The sequence below is a fragment of the Micromonospora sp. NBC_00389 genome, assembly GCF_036059255.1.
Taxonomy (GTDB): Bacteria; Actinomycetota; Actinomycetes; order Mycobacteriales; family Micromonosporaceae; genus Micromonospora.
The window spans coordinates 2,196,440-2,212,689 of record NZ_CP107947.1 but is presented as its reverse complement, the minus strand read 5'-3'; the positions used below and the strand labels follow the sequence as shown (position 1 = coordinate 2,212,689).

Annotated in this window: 18 protein-coding genes; 8 read left to right on the top strand and 10 right to left on the bottom strand. The window is 73.4% G+C overall.

Annotated elements, in window-relative coordinates; genetic code table 11:
* Positions 1-10 precede the first annotated feature (10 nt).
* On the bottom strand, positions 11-880 hold the full coding sequence (locus OG470_RS10605) for a PhzF family phenazine biosynthesis protein (protein ID WP_328423191.1): 870 nt from the start codon (positions 878-880) through the stop codon (positions 11-13).
* Positions 881-913: 33 nt separating this feature from the next.
* Here OG470_RS10605 and OG470_RS10600 point away from each other — a divergent pair, with 33 nt between their 5' ends.
* The 3 genes from OG470_RS10600 (at position 914) to OG470_RS10590 (ending at position 4,081) form a co-directional block, all read left to right on the top strand.
* Positions 914-2,200: a magnesium transporter MgtE N-terminal domain-containing protein gene (locus OG470_RS10600; RefSeq protein ID WP_328423189.1), complete on the top strand. Its 1,287-nt coding sequence runs from the start codon at positions 914-916 to the stop codon at positions 2,198-2,200.
* On the top strand, positions 2,193-2,843 hold the full coding sequence (locus OG470_RS10595) for a DUF1003 domain-containing protein (RefSeq protein ID WP_328423187.1): 651 nt from the start codon (positions 2,193-2,195) through the stop codon (positions 2,841-2,843). The genes OG470_RS10600 and OG470_RS10595 overlap by 8 nt, the downstream gene beginning before the upstream one ends.
* Before the next feature lie 89 nt (positions 2,844-2,932).
* Positions 2,933-4,081, top strand: a complete 1,149-nt coding sequence (locus tag OG470_RS10590) for an Mrp/NBP35 family ATP-binding protein (RefSeq protein ID WP_109819779.1) — start codon at positions 2,933-2,935, stop codon at positions 4,079-4,081.
* Positions 4,082-4,235: 154 nt separating this feature from the next.
* Here the strand turns inward: OG470_RS10590 and OG470_RS10585 are convergent, their stop codons facing one another.
* Entirely contained in the window at positions 4,236-4,658 is a 423-nt protein-coding gene (locus OG470_RS10585) for a preprotein translocase subunit TatB (protein WP_328423183.1), read from the bottom strand.
* A gap of 76 nt (positions 4,659-4,734) precedes the next feature.
* The gene (locus OG470_RS10580; protein ID WP_442931187.1) at positions 4,735-6,195 is read right to left on the bottom strand and encodes a S1C family serine protease; all 1,461 of its coding nucleotides are present in this window, start codon (positions 6,193-6,195) and stop codon (positions 4,735-4,737) included.
* Positions 6,196-6,476: 281 nt separating this feature from the next.
* Here OG470_RS10580 and OG470_RS10575 point away from each other — a divergent pair, with 281 nt between their 5' ends.
* The gene (locus tag OG470_RS10575) at positions 6,477-7,064 is read left to right on the top strand and encodes an O-methyltransferase (protein ID WP_328423181.1); all 588 of its coding nucleotides are present in this window, start codon (positions 6,477-6,479) and stop codon (positions 7,062-7,064) included.
* A gap of 6 nt (positions 7,065-7,070) precedes the next feature.
* Here OG470_RS10575 and OG470_RS10570 read toward each other — a convergent pair whose 3' ends face one another.
* Both OG470_RS10570 and OG470_RS10565 read right to left on the bottom strand, forming a co-directional pair.
* The gene (locus OG470_RS10570) at positions 7,071-8,546 is read right to left on the bottom strand and encodes a leucyl aminopeptidase family protein (protein ID WP_328423179.1); all 1,476 of its coding nucleotides are present in this window, start codon (positions 8,544-8,546) and stop codon (positions 7,071-7,073) included.
* Positions 8,547-8,693: 147 nt separating this feature from the next.
* Positions 8,694-8,861 carry a DUF3117 domain-containing protein gene (locus OG470_RS10565; RefSeq protein ID WP_007455245.1) on the bottom strand — a complete coding sequence of 56 codons (168 nt, stop codon included), beginning with the start codon at positions 8,859-8,861 and terminating at the stop codon, positions 8,694-8,696.
* A 189-nt stretch (positions 8,862-9,050) separates the two neighbouring features.
* Here OG470_RS10565 and OG470_RS10560 point away from each other — a divergent pair, with 189 nt between their 5' ends.
* Together OG470_RS10560 and OG470_RS10555 are read left to right on the top strand one after the other, a co-directional pair.
* On the top strand, positions 9,051-9,869 hold the full coding sequence (locus OG470_RS10560) for a PaaX family transcriptional regulator (protein WP_328423177.1): 819 nt from the start codon (positions 9,051-9,053) through the stop codon (positions 9,867-9,869).
* A gap of 4 nt (positions 9,870-9,873) precedes the next feature.
* A complete protein-coding gene (locus tag OG470_RS10555; protein WP_328423175.1) occupies positions 9,874-10,665 on the top strand; it encodes an enoyl-CoA hydratase-related protein in 792 nt (263 codons plus the stop codon).
* Between the two features lie 12 nt (positions 10,666-10,677).
* Here OG470_RS10555 and OG470_RS10550 read toward each other — a convergent pair whose 3' ends face one another.
* From OG470_RS10550 to OG470_RS10535, 4 genes are read right to left on the bottom strand one after another with little or no spacing between them, the layout of a single operon-like run.
* Complete coding sequence (locus OG470_RS10550) at positions 10,678-11,301, bottom strand: hypothetical protein (protein ID WP_328423173.1); 624 nt, start codon at positions 11,299-11,301, stop codon at positions 10,678-10,680.
* 13 nt (positions 11,302-11,314) lie between these two features.
* Positions 11,315-11,896, bottom strand: coding sequence for a DNA-3-methyladenine glycosylase I (locus OG470_RS10545; protein ID WP_328423171.1), 582 nt, complete (start codon positions 11,894-11,896; stop codon positions 11,315-11,317).
* 58 nt (positions 11,897-11,954) lie between these two features.
* Positions 11,955-12,452 carry an SRPBCC family protein gene (locus OG470_RS10540; RefSeq protein WP_328423169.1) on the bottom strand — a complete coding sequence of 166 codons (498 nt, stop codon included), beginning with the start codon at positions 12,450-12,452 and terminating at the stop codon, positions 11,955-11,957.
* Complete coding sequence (locus tag OG470_RS10535; RefSeq protein WP_328423167.1) at positions 12,449-13,075, bottom strand: DivIVA domain-containing protein; 627 nt, start codon at positions 13,073-13,075, stop codon at positions 12,449-12,451. Before OG470_RS10535 ends, OG470_RS10540 begins: the two co-directional genes overlap by 4 nt.
* Positions 13,076-13,227: 152 nt before the next feature.
* Here OG470_RS10535 and folP point away from each other — a divergent pair, with 152 nt between their 5' ends.
* Complete coding sequence (gene folP, locus OG470_RS10530; RefSeq protein WP_328423165.1) at positions 13,228-14,097, top strand: dihydropteroate synthase; 870 nt, start codon at positions 13,228-13,230, stop codon at positions 14,095-14,097.
* 67 nt (positions 14,098-14,164) lie between these two features.
* On the opposite strand, the gene ndhC is transcribed toward folP, so the two are convergent.
* Positions 14,165-14,542, bottom strand: a complete 378-nt coding sequence (gene ndhC / locus OG470_RS10525; protein ID WP_328423163.1) for an NADH-quinone oxidoreductase subunit A — start codon at positions 14,540-14,542, stop codon at positions 14,165-14,167.
* 129 nt (positions 14,543-14,671) lie between these two features.
* On the opposite strand from ndhC, the gene OG470_RS10520 reads away from it, so the two are divergent.
* Positions 14,672-16,117: a hypothetical protein gene (locus tag OG470_RS10520; protein WP_328423161.1), complete on the top strand. Its 1,446-nt coding sequence runs from the start codon at positions 14,672-14,674 to the stop codon at positions 16,115-16,117.
* Positions 16,118-16,250: the final 133 nt, after the last annotated feature.

The following is a 16,250-nucleotide window of genomic DNA, read 5'->3' as shown; positions in this document are numbered from 1 at the left end:
TCCGCACCGGTCAGCCCACGAAGGGTGGCACGGCGATCTCGCCGCGCGCCACCGGCATCACCTGGCCGGCGACGGTCGCGCCGACCGCCACGCCGTTCGCCGCCGTGACCGTGCAGGACAACGCGGACGGACGGTTCATCTCCACACCCTGGCGCACCGCGTAGCGGGACAGCCCGTCGCCGGGCAGCAGGCCGCTGGCCACCAGCCAGACACCGAGACCGAGCGCCGCCGAGCCGGTCGCCGGGTCCTCCGGTACGCCGAGCCCCGGCACGAAGACCCGGGCGTGCGCGGTTTGCGCGGTGGGGTCCCAGGAGAAGACGCTGACATGCGCCACCCCGTACCGCTCCGCCGCCGCCGGGTTCACCCGCGCCCGGGCCACCGACTCCGGCCGCACCGGCAGGTACGGGAACTCCAGCCCGCAGCCGGCGACCCGTGGTGCGGGCCCGGCGTGGTCGTCCGCGACCAGCCCGGCGATCTCCAGCAGCGGCTCCGGGTCCAACTCGGGGCCGAGCGTGGCGCTGCCACCGGTCAGCGTCGCCCCGGACGCGGTCACCTCGATCGGCAGCACGCCGGCGCCGCACTCCTGGGTGACCTGCCCCACACCGAACATTCCGCGCCGGCTCGCGGTGACCGCCGCGCCGACGCTGGGGTGCCCGGCGAACGGCAACTCCTCGACCGGCGTGAAGATCCGTGCCCGGTAGGTGGCGCCGAACTGGGTCGGGGGCAGCACGAACACGGTCTCGGAGAGATTGAACTCCAGCGCGAGCGCCTGCATCTGCTCGGTGGCCAACGCCTCCGCGCCAAACACCACGGCCAGCGGGTTGCCGGCGAAGGGGCGGTCGGTGAAGACGTCCACGATCTCGTAGGCCAAGGTCGACATGTTGATAAACACTAGGCGCTTAGGCTGGTGCCCGTGAGCACGCCGACCCGGGTCTACATCGCCCGTCTCGCCGGAGTCGCCGTCTTCGACCCGAACGGTGACCAGGTGGGCCGGGTCCGCGACGCCGTTGCCCGGCTGCGGGCGACCTCGCGTCCCCCGGAGGTCGTGGGCCTGGTCGCCGAGATGCCGATGCGTCGGCGGATCTTCCTGTCCATCAACCGGATCACGTCCATCGACGCGGACGCCGTCGTGCTCGGCTCCGGCACTCTCAATCTGCGGCGCTTCGAGAAGCGCCCGAACGAGCTGTTGGTACTCCAGGAGCTACTGGACCGGCGGGTGCAGCTCGAACCGGGCGGCCAGCCCGGCGCGGTGGTGGACGTCGCCATGGAATGCGCCCGAGGCGGCGAGTGGTCGCTCACCCGGGTCGCGGTCCGCGAGCAGACCGGCAGGCTCAGCCGCCGCGGCCACCTGCACCAGGTGGAGTGGGACCGGGTGCGCGGGTTGAGCGGCATCGCCGACAACCGGGGTACGGCGAACCTGCTCGCCGTACTGGAGGACATGCGACCGGCAGACCTCGCCAACGCCTTGCAGGACCTACCCGACGCGCGACGCAACGAGGTCGCGGCGGCCCTGGACGACGAGCGGCTCGCCGACGTACTCAGCGAGCTGCCGGAGCACGACCAGGTGGAGATCCTCGCCGCGCTGGACCGGGAACGGGCCGCCGACGTGCTGGAGGAGATGGACCCGGACGACGCCGCGGACCTGCTCAACGAGCTGCCCCCACCGGAGCAGGACGTGCTGCTGGACCTGATGGAGCCGGACGAGGCCGACCCGGTGCGCCAGCTGCTCAAGTACACCCCCGGCACGGCGGGCAGCGTGATGACCTCGGAGCCGGTCATCCTGCCGCCGGACGCCACCGTCGCCGAGGCACTCGCCCGGATCCGGGAGCCGCAGCTCTCCCCCGCCGTCGCCGCCCAGGTCTTCGTGACCCGGGCCCCGCAGAACACCCCGACCGGCCGCTACCTGGGCATGGTGCACTTCCAGGCGTTGCTGCGCGAACCGCCGGCCGACCTGCTGGGCAAGGTGGTGGTCAACGACATCGATCCGTTGCGCCCGACCACCCCGCTACCGGAGATCACCCGCCGGATGGCCACCTACGACCTGGTCGCCATGCCGGTGATCGACCGGAACAACCGGCTGGTCGGCGCCGTGACGGTGGACGACGTACTGGACCACTCGCTGCCCCGGGACTGGCGGGACCGCGACGCCATTGGCGCAGCGGGCGCCACCGACGCGGCGCTGGACGGCACGGATGGCTGACCAGCGGCGGGCGGAACGGCTCGACCAGCCACGCGAGCCCCGGGGCATCAAGCTGCCCCGATTCGACGCGGAGGCGTTCGGCCGGTGGTCGGAGGGCATCGCCCGCGGCATGGGCACCGCGAACTTCATCGTCGTCATGACGGTGGTGATCGCGATCTGGTTCGGCTGGAACACGCTCGCCCCGGCCGACGTGCGCTTCGACCCGTACACGTTCACGTTCCTCACCCTGGTGCTGTCGTTGCAGGCCAGCTACGCCGCGCCGTTGATCCTGCTGGCGCAGAACCGGCAGGCGGACCGGGACCGGGTGGCACTGGAGGAGGACCGGCGGCGGGCCACGGCGCAGAAGGCGGACACCGAGTACCTGGCCCGGGAGATCGCCGCGCTGCGGATCGCACTGGGTGAGGTGGCCACCCGCGACTTCCTCCGCTCCGAGCTGACCCGGCTGGCCGAGGAGTTGGACGAGGCGGGGCAGCGCCGACAGCGGTTGGAGCGCCGCCAGCAGCAGAAGGACAGCCGGCAGGAGAAGCGTGGCCAGCGGCCGACCGACGGCGCCGGGCTGGACGAACCCCGCGACGACCTGGACGGCGACTTCACCTCCGAGGCCCGGCCGGACGGCACCGGGCCACGCCCGCAGGACGGCTGACCCGGAGGGGTCGAGGCCGGCCATCGATTGGCTCACACCGTTCCCGGCCAACGGCCGTAGCGGATGCCCCGCGACGTAGCATTGCGGGCATGTCAGCACCTGTCAGCACCGTCGAGGACGCGATCCAGGCCGCCCTGGCCACCGTCAACGACCCGGAGATCCGCCGGCCCATCACCGAGCTGGGCATGGTCCGCTCCGCGACGATCGGTGCCAGTGGCGTCGTACGGGTCGAGCTGCTGCTCACCGTCGCCGGCTGTCCGCTCAAGGACAAGCTGCGTACGGACATCACCGCCGCCGTCGCCGCGGTACCCGGAGTGACCGGTGTGGAGATCGACTTCGGTGTGATGAGCCCGGAGCAGCGGCAGTCGTTGCAGTCGCAGCTACGCGGTGGGGGTGCCAGCGAGGAGCCGGTCATCCCGTTCGCCCAGCCCGGCTCGCGGACCCGCGTGTACGCGGTGGCCAGCGGCAAGGGCGGCGTCGGCAAGTCCAGCGTGACGGTCAACCTGGCTGCGGCGCTGGCCGCCCGCGGGCTCTCCGTGGGCGTGGTCGACGCGGACATCTACGGCCACTCGGTGCCCCGGATGCTCGGCGCGGACGGCCGGCCGACCCGTGTCGAGGACATGATCATGCCGCCGCAGTCGCACGGCGTGAAGGTGATCTCGATCGGCATGTTCACCTCCGGCAACGCCGCCGTGGTGTGGCGCGGCCCGATGCTGCACCGGGCGTTGCAGCAGTTCCTGGCCGACGTCTACTGGGGCGACCTGGACGTGCTCCTGCTCGACCTGCCCCCGGGCACCGGCGACGTGGCCATCTCGCTGGCCCAGTTGCTGCCCAACTCGGAGATCCTGGTGGTCACCACCCCGCAGGCCGCTGCCGCCGAGGTGGCGGAGCGGGCCGGTGCGATCGCTCTGCAGACCCACCAGCGGGTGGTCGGCGTCATCGAGAACATGTCCTGGCTGGAGCTGCCGGACGGCTCCCGGATGGAGATCTTCGGTGCCGGCGGTGGCGCGGCGGTCGCCGAGTCGCTGAGCCGGACCATCGGCGCGCAGGTGCCGCTGCTCGGGCAGATCCCGCTGGACACCCGCGTCCGGGAGGCCGGCGACGCCGGCAACCCGATCGTGCTGGCCGAGCCGGAGTCGCCGGCCGCACAGGCACTCGGCACGATCGCCGACCGGCTCGCGCTGCGCCGTGAGTCGCTGCTCGGCAAGCCGCTCGGCCTCAAGCCCGCCGGGCGCTGAGCGCCCGATCCACCGTTCGCCCGCCGGCCGCTCGGCCGGCGGGTCCGGTCAGGGGCCGACCCCGGTCAGGGTGACGGGCCGTTTTACCGGGCCGGTCAGGTGACGGGTCGATTTGCTCGATCGGTCAGGTGACGGCCCGCTTTGCCCGGGTCGGTCAGGTGGCGTCGTCGTAGCTGGCCCGGGGGGCCGGCGTCGACGGGGTGCCGGTGGCCGTGCTGGACCGGGCCCCCTTCGACCGCGGGTCCGCCGCGTTGGCCACGTCCTTCAGCTCGTCGTGCACGCCGCCGACGTCCGCACGCAGGTTGTCGTAGACGCCCTGCAACGGCTTACGGATCGCCGCCTCGTCCTCCTCGCTGAGGAGGTGCTTGCGGATGAAAGCCTTCGGGTGCAGATCCTCGAGCTGGATGTCGGTGCCCAACTCGCGACTCAGGTCGCCGGTGGCGTTGCGGGCCATGTTGCGCAGGTTACGCACGAGCCGCAGGCCATCGGTGATGACTCCGGGCAGCCGGTCACCGAAGATCAACAGCGCCAGGAGCAGCAGCGCACCGATCTCCCACCAGTTCAGGTTGTCGAGCATTCCGCGGGCCTCCTCTCGGCGTCAGCAGCAAGACTACGCACGCCAGACCGCTTTCGGGCAGGGGGTGACCCGCTGTTCACTTCGCGTCCGCGGCGAGGGTGACCGACGCGTTCTGCCGGTCAGCGCCGCGCCGGAACTCGACGGTGACCACCGAGCCGGGCGCGAACTTGCGGACCAGGGCGATCAGATCCGTCGGCTCGGTCATCGGCCGGCCGTTGAGCTTCGTGATCACATCGCCGACCTTCAGCCCGGCGCCGGCCGCCGGCCCGGAGGGCTCCACGGCGGCCAGCCGTACGCCGCCGCCGGCACCCGCGCCCGGGCCGCCGACCTGGGCGCCGATCACCGTACGCCGGGCCTTGCCGGTGCCGATGATGTCCTGGGTCACCCGCTTGGCCTGGTTGATCGGGATGGCGAAGGCGAGCCCGATGTTGCCGGCCTCCTGCCCCTCGGCGACCAGCGACTTGATGGTGGAGTTCACCCCGACCACCCGCCCGGCGCCGTCGACCAGTGGGCCACCCGAGTTGCCGTGGTTGACCGCCGCGTCGGTCTGGATCGCCGCGTAGTAACGCACCGGACCGCCCGGCTCCCCGGCCTGCATCGTCCGGTCCAGGGCGCTCACGATGCCGGCGGTGACGGTGTTGGCCAGCGAGAGCGGTGAGCCCATGGCGAGCACCGGGTCGCCGACGGCCAGCGCGTCGGAGTCGCCGAACTCCACGGGCCGCAGCCCGGTCCGGCTCACCTTGATCACCGCGATGTCCGACTCCGGGTCCTGACCAACGACGGTCGCCGGCGCGGAGCTGCCGTCGTTGAAGATCACGGAGGCCTTGCCGTTGCTGCCGGCCACCACGTGGTCGTTGGTGATCACATGACCTTCCGCGCTGGCGATGAAGCCGGAGCCCTCACTCGTCCCGACGAGGCTGCTCACCCGCACGGTGACCACGCTGGGCAGGACCCGTTCGGCCACCCCGGCCAGCGACTCCGGCTTGCGCTGGGCCAGCGCGGGCGCCTGCGCCGGTTCGCCGCCGAGAACCGTCCCGCCGGCCGCGCCGCGTACGGCGAACGCGTAGCCCAGCGCGCCGCCGAGGGTGCCGGCCAGCAGCGCGGTGATCACCGGGATGAGCAGCAGGTGGCGCAGTGTCGGACGGCCTGGTGCGTCCGGGTCGGTGACCGGCTCCGGCTCGGTGCCGGCCATCACCACCGCGGGCACCACCACCGCGGCCGGAGCCGCCGGGTCCCGCCACGGATCGGCCAGCGCGTCCGACCACCAGGGCGAGGTGCCGGGTGCGCTCGACGGAGTCGTCGGTGCCGGCCAGGTCGTGGGCGGCCCAGCGATCGGTGCGCCCGCCACGGGCGTTGATCCCACCGGCAGGCTCCCGGCCGCCGGTGGGCCACCAGGCGACGCCGCGGGCGTGCTACCGGCCCCCGGCGCGGTCGGCGGCCCCGCCGGCGGGGTCCCTGCCCCGGGCGGGGTTGCCGGAGCCGGAGTCTCACCGCCCCGGCGCCAGTCCCAGCCGTCGGTCACGTAGGTGCCTCCCAGTCCGTCCCCGGATCCCGCGCCGCGTCGCCCGGCCACGGACCGGCGCGGTCGCAGCTGACGGGATACCGCCTCCAGGATTGCACGGATGCGCGCGGTGGAGTCAGCGGTTGCCCCCGGTGATCGCGAGGGACGGAGGCGCGGCTGCGCCCCGCGGCGGTCGCCTCTACGCTCACAGTGCCAACCCGCCCCCGCACCACGCACCGTCCCGGAGGTGCCCCATCGCCACGGTCGCCGGTTCCGGCAGTTCGACGACCCAGGCTCAGCAGTTCGCCGAGTCGTACGTGACCGAGGATCTTGTCCTGCGTACCGCGCGCAGCCTGGCCCACGAGGTGGGCCTCGACGCGGTCACCCCCGGCGCGGGAGCGGCGCTGCGGCTGCTGGCCGCGGCCGGCAACGCCCGGGCGGTGGTGGAGATCGGCACCGGCACCGGGGTGAGCGGGGTCTGGCTGCTGCGCGGCATGCGCGCCGACGGCGTGCTCACCACCATCGACGTGGAGGTGGAGCATCAGCGGATCGCCCGCCGGATCTTCACCGAGGCCGGCTTCGCCGCCGGTCGCACCCGGATCATCACCGGTCGCGCACTGGACGTGCTGCCGCGGCTCGCCGACGGGGCGTACGACCTGGTCTTCGTGGACGCCGAGGCGACCGGCTTCCACGCCTGCGTGGAAGCCGCGCTGCGGCTGCTGCGCCCCGGAGGCGTGCTGGCACTCAACGGCATGCTGGCCGGCGGCCGGATCGGTGACCCGGCCGCCCGGGACGCCGAGACGGTGACGGTCCGCGAGACGATCAAGGCGGTCCGGGAGTCGGAGCACTGGATACCCGCGCTCCTTCCGGTCGGTCACGGGGTGCTCGCGGCGGTGAAGTGCTGACCCCGGTCAGTTGACGTTGGCCAGCCAGCGCAGCAGCGAGCGGACGCCCCAGCCGGTCGCACCGCGGCTGAGCTCGGCGTGGTCGCCATCCGCCCAGGACGGGGCCGACATGTCCAGGTGCAGCCAGCGGTCCCGCAGCTCGCCGGTGAACTCGCGCAGGTAGAGCGCGGCCACCACCGACCCGGCGCCCTGGGCCGGTGCGCTGTACAGGTCGGCAACCTCACTGCCCAGGTACTCGACGTAGTCGGTGTGCAGCGGCATCCGCCAGGCCGCCTCGCCAGCCGCCTCGACCGCGGCCAGCACGTCGGCTGCCAGCTGGTCGTTCTCGCTGTACAGGGCGGCGGTGCGCTTGCCCAACGCCACCGCGTTGGCCCCGGTGAGGGTGGCCAGGTCGAGCAGCAGGTCCGGCGCGAGCTGGTCCACCGCGTACGCCAGCGCGTCGGCGAGGACCAGCCGGCCCTCGGCGTCGGAGTTGGTCGTCTCGCTGGTCGTCCCGCCGTAGTGCCGGATGACGTCGCCGGGGCGGAACGCCGAACCGCTGACCATGTTCTCGGCCAGCGGGGCCAGCGTGGTGACCCGGACCGGCAGCCGCAGCGCCGCAGCGCCGAGGGTGGCGGCGACGACCGCCGCCGCGCCGGCCATGTCCTTGCGCATCAGCTTCATCGCCGGCACCGGCTTGATCGAGATGCCGCCGGTGTCGAAGGTGATGCCCTTGCCGATCAGCACCACATGGGTACGCGCGTCGGCCGGGTGCCAGTCCAGTTCGACCAGACGCGGGCCGCTGGCGGAGCCGCCGCCCACGGCGAGGATCCCGCCGAAGCCCTCGGCGGCCAGCTCGGCCGGACCACGGACCCGCAGGCGCAGGTCGGGCAGGTCGGCCGCGGCGGAGGCCACCTGGTCGGCGAACCACTCCGGGTTCTTCACCGAGGAGGGTGCGTTGGTCAGATCGCGGGCGAGGCGGGTCATCGCGGCGGTGGTCCGGGCCGTGGCGACGGTGGCCTCGTGTGCGGCCGGGTCGGCAAGCAGCAGATCGACGCCGCTGAGTGCGGGCGGATCGCCGGCCTCGGTCAGGCGGAACCGGTACGAGGCGAGCAGCAGCCCCTCGGTCAACCCGCGGACCGCGGCCGGAGTCACGTCGGCCGGCAGCGCGATAGTGATATGCGTCTCATCTACGGCGGAGCGGGCCAGAGCCGCACCAGCGGCCCGCCAGGCGGCCTCACCGCCGTCGCCGATGCCGATGAGCAACAGCCGGCCGGGGGAACGCCCGGCGCGTAGCTGGGTGTGGACCTCGCCGGCCCGACCGGTCAGTCGGGCGGCCGGCGCCAGCGCGGCGGCCTCCTCGGCGGTGCCGTCCGGGGGTGCCACGGCGGTGGGCACCGGTACGGCCGGGGCATCGCCATCAGCTGCCTGCTCGGCGGGACGGACGGGTAGAACGAGGACGTCGAGCCGGTCGGGCTCGGCGATCGGGCGGATGGCGAGCACGCGGAACCGTACCTCCAGGAAAGTGTCGCGGAGCGGGACCGGACCCGCCTGTCCGCAGCGATGAAGACCCTGAGCCACCGGCGATACCGGTGGCTCAGGGACCGAGGAACGGCCCGGGCGGCATACACCGCCCGGATCACTCCTCACTCAGCCGGCAGCTGCCTTCAACGCGTCACCGAGCGCGTTGGCCTCGTCGGGAGTCATCTCGACGACGAGCCGGCCACCGCCTTCCAGCGGGACCCGCATAACGATGCCCCGACCCTCCTTGGTGACTTCCAGCGGACCGTCGCCCGTCCGCGGCTTCATCGCCGCCATGTTGTCTCCCCTCAGACCTACACCAGGGTCGGTGGGTTGCCCCACAGCCACTTCTCACGACCACCCGCAACAGTCGCGGGGGTGTCGACCAACGATTTTCCCTGATGAACACCGCCGGACCCAAACCGGAGCAGCATTGATGTAACAGCATCTAGCTTATCTTGAGAAGGCCTGTCACAATGTGCGGTCATGCAGGCACGGTCGGCACTCTTCGACCTGTACGGCGACCACCTCCGACCGAGGGGTGGCCGGGCACCGGTCGCCGCCCTGGTCAAGCTGCTGGCGCCGTTGGGAATCGCGCCGCCGGCCGTTCGCACCGCCGTGTCCCGGATGGTGCGTCAGGGCTGGCTCGACCCGCTCCGGTTGGCGTCCGGACCGGGATATTCGATCACACCGAAAGCTGCCCGACGACTGGACGAAGCGGCAGCCCGGATCTACCGGACCGGCCGGGTCAGCTGGGACGGCCGGTTCGATCTGCTCGTGCTGGAGGCGCCGGGCTCCCGGCGGGACCGCCAGCGACTCGCCGCCAACCTCAGCTTCCTCGGCTACGGCACGCTGGACGAGCAGACCTGGGTGGCCACCCGGCCCGCCGAGGACGTCGACCTGCTGCTCGCTGAGGCCGGTGTCCGGTTCGAGCGGTTCACCGCCTCCCACTTCTCCGGCACCCCGGGCGCGATGGGCGTGGTCCGCCGGGCCTGGAACCTGACCGAGATCGGCCGCGCCTACGAGCGGTTCGTCGGCGACCAGCGCCCGCTGCTCGGCGCGGTCACCGTGCGCAGCACCGACGAGGAGGCGTACGCGGCCCGGTTCCGGCTCGTGCACGCGTGGCGTACGTTCCTGTTCCGGGACCCGCAGCTGCCCCCGGCGCTGCTGCCCGAGCGCTGGCCCGGCACCGCCGCGGCCAGCTTCTTCGACCGGCACGCGGCACGCCTGCGTCCGGCCGCAGACCGGTACGTCGAGCAGTGCCTCGACGCCGGTAACCGCATCGTCCGACAGAAGGGTCGTTAGACACGTGACCGAGCCGTTGCTGGTCGACCGGACCGATGCCGTCGTCACCCTCACGCTGAACCGGCCGCACGCCATGAACGCGCTCGACGTGGCGCTCAAGGAGGCCCTGCGGGACGCCCTGGCCGAGCTGGAGACCGACCGGTCCTGCCGGGCGGTCGTGCTGGCCGGCGCGGGCGGGTCGTTCAGCGCCGGCCAGGACCTGCGCGAGCACGTGGCGACCCTGGAGGGCGGGGCGGGTAACCCGCTGGACACCGTGCGGGCGCACTACAACCCGATCGCCGCCCGGCTGGCCAATCTGCCCAAGCCGGTGGTGGCTGCCGTCCGTGGGATGGCCGCCGGGGCGGGCGCTTCGCTGGCCTTCCTCGCTGACATCCGGATCGGCGGCCCGGCCACGAGCTTCCTGATGGCCTTCGCCAAGGTCGGCCTCGCCGCTGACACCGGCGCTTCCTGGACGCTGCCCCGACTGGTCGGGCACGCCAAGGCGGTGGAGCTGCTGATGCTGGCCGAGCCGGTCCGCGCCAAGGAGGCCTGCCAGCTGGGGCTGCTCAACCGGCTGGTGGACGACGACGAGCAGGTGCTGCCGGCCGCGCAGGAACTGGCCGCCCGGCTCGCCGCCGGCCCGACCGTCGCGTACGGGGCGATCAAGCGGCAGCTCTCCATCGCCGACGCCGGCACCCTCGCCGACGCGCTGGCCGCCGAGGCGCAGGCGCAGGCGATCTGCGGCGCCACGACCGACCACCGTGCGGCCACCATCGCCTTCGTCGGTAAGCAGAAACCGGTCTTCGAGGGACGCTGACGGCTGGGCCTTCTAGTCGTCCTCTTCCGGGTCCTGGTTGGCCTCCTCGCCCAGCACGAACGCCTGCATGGCCAGCTCGTCCCCGGACGGCGAGACGAAGGCGGGCAGCTCACGCGGGCCCAGCTCCTGCACGTACGACCAGAACAGCCGGACCGCCTCGGCCGGCGTGCCGGCCTCGATCGGCAGGTCGAGGCTGACCAGCCAGGTGCGCCGCGCCGGGGGCGGGCCGAGCCGGTCGGCCAGCGCCCGGAAGGCCGCCGGGGCCAACGCGGTGACCGGCCCGTCGAGCGTCAGCCGGTCGGCCGGCACCGGCTCGTCGAAGGCCCGCCGGGTGTACGCCACGACGAGCGTCCCGGGCTCGACCGGGGACTGGGGGTCGTCCGGGTCTTCCCGGTGCCGCTGGCCCGGGGCGGTGACCCGGCCGAGCGCCACCAGCCGGAGCGGCGCGTCGGCCAGCACCGCCACCCGGTCACCGGGGCTCGGCCGGCCGACGTCGGTCAACCCGGTCAGCTCCAGCGCGTCGTGGTGCACGAGCCGTTCGGCCTCGTACCGTTCGGCGGGCAGCAGCACGGCCCACGTGCCCGTCCCGTCGGTGTGGCCGGCCTCGCCGGCCCGGCGCGCGGTCTCGGTCGTCATGCCTGCCATCCCATCACGCCGCGAGTGGGAGCGTGACGTGGCAGCCGACGATGTGATCGTCGACCATCCCGGTCGCCTGCATGAGCGCGTACGCGGTGGTCGGGCCGACGAACCGGAAGCCGCGCTTCTTGAGCGCCTTGGCCATCGCGGTCGACTCGGGGGTGATCGCCGCGAGCTCGGCGAACGAGGCGGGACGGGCGGGCCGGGCCGGCGGGGCGAAGGACCAGAGCAGCGCGGAGAGCCCGTCGGGCAGCTCCAGCGCGGCGCGGGCGTTGGCGATCGCCGCCTCGATCTTGGCCCGGTTACGGACGATGCCGGCGTCGGCGAGCAGCCGGGTCACGTCGGCGTCGTCGTAGCCGGCGACGGTCGGGATCCGGAACTCGTCGAAGGCCAGCCGGAACGCCGGGCGCTTGCGCAGGATGGTCAGCCAGGACAGACCGGACTGGAACGCCTCCAGGGTCATCCGCTCGTAGAGGGCGTCGTCGCCGCGCAGCGGCCGCCCCCACTCGGTGTCGTGGTAGACGGCGTAGTCGGGGGTGCTCGCCCCCCAGGCGCAGCGGGGCAGCCCGTCGGCGCCGATCACCAGGTCAGTCACCTCGTACACGCTAGGCCATCCGACTGACACGCCATTGCCGCCGGCCGCCGGGCGTGGGTCAGGGCAGTCGGCCCTGCTCGACCAGACGGGCGAACCTCTTCAGCGTCTGGGTGAGGCCGACCTTGGAGCCGGGCCAGAGCACCGGCCACGCCAGCTGACCGGCCCGGCCACCCGGCAGGTGGAACCACTCGTGCCAGACCACCTGGGTGCGGTCCCGGTCCATCTGGGTGCAGCGCAGCACGCCCGGGCCGCGCAGCAGTTGGCCACAGTGCACCACGCCGATCTCGTACGGCTCGTCGACCCGGACCACCCGCATCTCGTCGCGCAGCACCGCCGGGCCGACCGTGGTCACCGCCTCGATCCGGCTGCCCTCGCGGCCGTCGCCCTCGACCACCCGCACCCGCGTGAACGGGATCCAGTCGGACTGACGGTCCCAGGCGAGCAGCGCGGCGAAGACCCGCTCCGCCGGGGCTTTGACGATCACCGTGGCGGTCACCTCGCCAGCGCCCGGTTGGGCCGCCTCGCGAAGATCGTCGGCGCCCTCCGGGCCGGTCACGCGCTCTCCGACCGCACCACCGCGCCGTGCTGTCCGTTGCCGTCGGCCGGCTCGCCGACGATCGGCGCCACGCCGTCGGAGTCTGCCGGAGAGGAGGTGGCATCGGGCAACGAACCAGTGCCGGCCGACCCGGCCGCGGCCGTGGTCGGCTCGCCGTTGGCCGGCGCCACGCCGTCGGAGTCCGCGGGGGAAGAGGTGGCGTCGGGCAGCGAACCAGTGCCGGCCGCGCCCGGCCCGGCCACCGCGCCCTCGTCGGTCGCCGCGCCAGCGGACTGCTCACGGGCCTGGCGCAGCGCGTCCGCGTCGGTGGTGCGTCCCTCGCGCAACGCGATGACCTCCGCCTCCAGCACGCCGATCAGCTCAGCCTTGTAGCCGATGTCGTAGGCGGCGCGACGCATCGTCTGATCGACCTGGGCCATCCGGTACCCGCGCAGCGCGGTATCGAAACGGACCGAGCCCACATCGGATTCGCGCAATGGCCGGGTGCCCGGCAGGGGCACGGCCTGCGAATCCGGCTCGGCCGGCGCCAGGCCGGGATCACGGCCGCTGACCAGCACCGTCACGCCGAAAACCACCGCTGCGACGGTCAACGCCACGACCAGGAGGAGCAGAAGCTGACCCATGCACTGATCGTGGCACGGCGACCGGCCGGGAGCGACCCCACCACCCCGATCACGATCGGCGTCGACGCCCGACCGACATGGCGGTCGGCTGACCGGCTAGCGTCGGACCGGCCGGCGCTAGCGGCGACGGTGCGGATTCTCAGGAGGCGGGCATGGCCGGGGCGCTTCGGCTGGGTGGGCGGACGTTCGCCCCCGGTGAGCTGGTGGTGATGGCGATCGTCAACCGCACGCCGGACTCGTTCTTCGACCGGGGCGCCACCTTCGCCGCCGACAGCGCGCTGCGGGCGGTCGAGCGGGCGGTCGAGGAGGGTGCGGAGATCATCGACATCGGCGGGGTGAAGGCCGGGCCGGGCGCCGAGGTGGACGCCACCGAGGAGATCCGCCGCACGGTCGACACCATCGCCGCCGTGCGGGCCGCCTTCCCGGACGTGGTGATCTCCATCGACACCTGGCGTGCGGAGGTGGCGGTGGAGGCCGTGGCAGCCGGTGCCGACCTGCTCAACGACACCTGGTCGGGTGCCGACCCGACGCTGGCCCGGGTAGCCGCGCAGACCGGCGCCGGCCTGGTCTGCTCACACGCGGGCGGGCTGGTTCCGCGGACCCGACCGCACCGGGCCGCCTTCGACGATGTGGTCGCCGACGTGGTCGCGACGGTCACCGGGCTCGCCGAGCGCGCGGTGGCGGCGGGGGTACGCCCCGACGGGATCCTCGTCGACCCGGCACATGACTTCGGCAAGAACACGCGGCACTCCCTGGAGATCACCCGCCGGCTGGACGAGCTGTCCGGGACCGGCTGGCCGCTGCTGGTGGCGCTGTCCAACAAGGACTTCATCGGCGAGACGCTGGACCTGCCGGTGGCCGAGCGGCTGGAGGGGACGCTCGCCGCGACCGCCATCTCCGCCTGGCTGGGTGCCCAGGTGTTCCGCGCACACCAGGTCGGGCCCACCCGCCGGGTGCTGGACATGGTGGCCTCGATCCGCGGTGACCGACCGCCCGCGGTGACCCGGCGGGGCCTGGCCTGACCGGTCGTCGCGACAACAGGCCGCGAACGGCCGGGCGGACCGGCACGATCGCCGGAGGTCGCGGCGGTCAGGTCCAGCGCAGGATGTTCCTGCGCCAGGCATAGAGGATGCCGAGCGCGAGCACCGCCACGAACACCGCCATCTCCACCACCGTGACCAGGCCGAAGCCCGGCCGGTCGAAGACCACCGCCCAGGGGAAGAGGAACACCGCCTCGACCGCGAACAGGACGTACAGGTAGGCGTAGACGTAGTAGCGGATCTGCATCTGCGCCCAGTCCGCGCCGACCGGGTCGAGCCCGCACTCGTAGCTGGTCCGCTTACCGACCGGATTGGCCGGACGGGCGGGACGTAACACCCGGTTGGCAGAGAACGCAGTGACGAAGAACAGGACGCTGGCGAGCAGCAAGAGCCCGAGCGTCGCGTACGAGCCCAGGTAACCGGTCACGACGGGAGCCTACCGCCCGCCCCGAACGGCCGTCCCAAACACGTTACGGATTTGTTTCCAGATGGGACTAGTGCACTGGGGCAACTGTGACCGAATACTGGAACCCTCACCCATGTCACCGGAGGACAGATGGCCCGCCTGAACGTACCGCCCGGTGGCCGGGCGGCGGGTCGGCGTTCCACGCCCCTGCTGCCGACATCGCTCGCGCTCGGCCTGCTCGCGGCACTCGCCGTGGGGCCGACCTGGGCCGGCGCGGCGGTGCCGGAGGCCAACCCGATCGCGGTGGTGACCGACCCGGCGACGGAACCCGAGCCGGGCCCCGGGACAACCCCGACGGATGAGCCCACCTCGACCGAGGGACCGGGCGACGATCCCGTGCCGACCGACCCGGCCCCGGAGACCACCGCGCCGCCGCCGGAGACGACGCCACCGGCCCCGGAGACCACCGCGCCGGACGTGCCACCGGCACCGACCACCACCGCACCCGCGCCGGGCAGCACCACCCGGCCTCCCACGCCTCGGCCGCCGGCGCCCACCGTGCCGCCGGTCCGCCCGTCGGCGCCGGGCCCGGACGCCCCGCCGCCGAACCCGCTCGGCGTGCAGGTCACCACCGAGGACGTCACCGTCACCGGCACGTACTGGAACGCGGCCAGCACGGTCACCACGCTCCGGGTCACGGTGACCAATACAGCCACCGCCGCCCAGCGGATCCGGCTCTCGTACACCCTGCCCGCCGGCCTGACCGATGCCGGGACGAGGGGATGCGCCACCACCGGCGGCGGCGCGTACCGGTGCGGGGCCTGGACGGCCATGGCGGGCGCCCGGTTCAGCAGCCTGCTCCGGCTGCGGGTGGCCGGCAACGCCTGGCGCCAGATGCCGCTCAGCGGGTCCGTGCAGGTCGCCGCGGACGCGCCGGGAGTGGCCGGCGAGGCGACCGACGACCAGGGCTTCGCGGTGCTCTTCCCGCCCGGCCCGCCGGTCTCCGGGATCTCGCTGGCCGCCGACGAGGTGGCCTTCGACATCAGCGGCGCCCCGAGCACCCTCGCGGTCCGGCTGGGCAACACCGGCAGGGCGGACGCCCCAGGCCGGGTAGAGGTGGTCCTGCCGGCAGGGGTGAGCGTGCCGACCCCGCCGGCTGGCTGCGTGGCGGTCGACCCGACCCGCACCCGCTGCGACGTCGGCTCGGTACCGGCGGGCAGGACCGTCGAGTTGCTGCTCCCGGTGGAGGCGACGCCGCAGGCCCAGCGGGAAGCGCCGCTGTCCGGTGCGGTGATCGGCCAGCTCGACCCGCGCAGTGGCCCGACCCGACAGGTGCAGATGAGCTTCCGGATCACCGCGGCGGCCGCGCTGGCCACCCCGGTGGTCTCACCCCCCGCGCCGACCGGCTCTCAGGGCGTACTCGGCGGCGGCGGGACCGCCGACGACGGCCCGATGACCTCGGTACGGCGCACTGCGGTCATCCTGATCGCGGTCTCCGCGCTGCTGGTGGTGCTGGCCCTGGCGCTGGCCACCATCTCGCTGCGTCGCCGGCTCACCGACCGGGCGCCCAACCGGCCCACCACCGCCACCGACTGAGCAGCGACACCTGGGCTCGCCGGCCGATCGGGGTCGCCGGCGCGACGCCGACGGTGATCTGGATTACGGCGGGCCGGGCGAAACGTCGCAAAACCGGGTAATTCTCGGCCCGATCCGGTCCCAGTCGGCGGAC

Coding starts and splice junctions, on each gene's coding strand:
- OG470_RS10605 (WP_328423191.1), bottom strand. CDS start 880: ATGTCGACCTTGGCCTACGAGATCGTGGACGTCTTCACCGACCGCCCC.
- OG470_RS10595 (WP_328423187.1), top strand. CDS start 2,193: ATGGCTGACCAGCGGCGGGCGGAACGGCTCGACCAGCCACGCGAGCCC.
- OG470_RS10590 (WP_109819779.1), top strand. CDS start 2,933: ATGTCAGCACCTGTCAGCACCGTCGAGGACGCGATCCAGGCCGCCCTG.
- OG470_RS10585 (WP_328423183.1), bottom strand. CDS start 4,658: ATGCTCGACAACCTGAACTGGTGGGAGATCGGTGCGCTGCTGCTCCTG.
- OG470_RS10565 (WP_007455245.1), bottom strand. CDS start 8,861: ATGGCGGCGATGAAGCCGCGGACGGGCGACGGTCCGCTGGAAGTCACC.
- OG470_RS10560 (WP_328423177.1), top strand. CDS start 9,051: ATGCAGGCACGGTCGGCACTCTTCGACCTGTACGGCGACCACCTCCGA.
- OG470_RS10550 (WP_328423173.1), bottom strand. CDS start 11,301: ATGACGACCGAGACCGCGCGCCGGGCCGGCGAGGCCGGCCACACCGAC.
- OG470_RS10535 (WP_328423167.1), bottom strand. CDS start 13,075: ATGGGTCAGCTTCTGCTCCTCCTGGTCGTGGCGTTGACCGTCGCAGCG.
- folP (WP_328423165.1), top strand. CDS start 13,228: ATGGCCGGGGCGCTTCGGCTGGGTGGGCGGACGTTCGCCCCCGGTGAG.
- OG470_RS10520 (WP_328423161.1), top strand. CDS start 14,672: ATGGCCCGCCTGAACGTACCGCCCGGTGGCCGGGCGGCGGGTCGGCGT.